The organism is Paenibacillus sp. A3 (genome assembly GCF_001399685.1).
In the GTDB taxonomy this organism is placed as follows: Bacteria; Bacillota; Bacilli; order Paenibacillales; family NBRC-103111; genus Paenibacillus_G.
In genome coordinates, this window is sequence record NZ_JTHN01000403.1 from 1 (window position 1) to 792 (window position 792).

Below are 792 nucleotides of genomic sequence, written 5' to 3' on the forward strand. Positions count from 1 at the left end.
GTTGGCGCCGGCATGGTCAGCACGCCGGGCGTGGCCGCGAAAATGTTCGAGGTCATCTCCGAGCTTGGCATCAGCATTCTGCTGGTGAGCACGTCCGAAATCAAGACGTCCTGCGTCATTGAGAATGGCCGTCTGAACGAAGTGATCGCGGCGCTGCACAGCGCTTACGGCCTCGATACGGATCAGACCGCAATTGTAGGCGGCCCTTCCGAAAGAAGATAAGCTAACGCAGCTTATCGAAGACGAACGTAAACAGTTTGAACAGAAAAGCGGTAATTCCGGCGGCCATCAGCGGCCCGACGGGAATGCCTTTCAAAAAAATAATCCCGAAAATGGACCCAATGACAAGACCCACAATCAATTGTGGGTCTATTTTTAATAACTCCAAGCCCTTGCCGTTCATGTACGTTGCGATTGCGCCCCCGATCAAGGCCAAGATCCCCGGCCAAGTGGTGAACATCGACGTCACGTCTTTAATGGTTATTCGTTCGCTGGCGAACGGAACCAATACCCCCATCGTCAAAAACAGCAGCCCGAGCTCCAGCCCTCTCCGTTCGATGGTAGGCAAATACCGTTCCAAACTGATAAGTTTGATAATCAACAGCACGCACGCCGCCGTTGTAATAATATGGGAGCGACCGATCAGACCGATGATAATCAGCGCCACCAGCAAAATGTCTCCGTTCATGGTCAGGCCCCTTGTCCATTGGTTTCTTTTCCAGTGTATGAACGAGGGCTTGGTTTAGAACTAGAGCGAGGCGGTGGTGTGCTCCGGTTCCAGCTTTCCGGCAC

At 53.0% G+C, this 792-nt stretch carries 2 protein-coding genes; one reads left to right on the top strand and one right to left on the bottom strand.

The annotated features are described in order from the left end of the window. The coding region (locus tag QJ48_RS34965) for an ACT domain-containing protein (RefSeq protein ID WP_157261885.1) at positions 1-222 on the top strand (222 nt) is incomplete at its 5' end. 1 nt (position 223) lies between these two features. Here the strand turns inward: QJ48_RS34965 and QJ48_RS34970 are convergent. After that, complete coding sequence (locus tag QJ48_RS34970; protein WP_054977827.1) at positions 224-688, bottom strand: DUF441 domain-containing protein; 465 nt, start codon at positions 686-688, stop codon at positions 224-226. Positions 689-792 lie beyond the last annotated feature (104 nt).

What these genes read in the sequence shown, in the direction of transcription:
- QJ48_RS34970 (WP_054977827.1), bottom strand. Translation starts at nt 688, where the DNA reads ATGAACGGAGACATTTTGCTGGTGGCGCTGATTATCATCGGTCTGATC.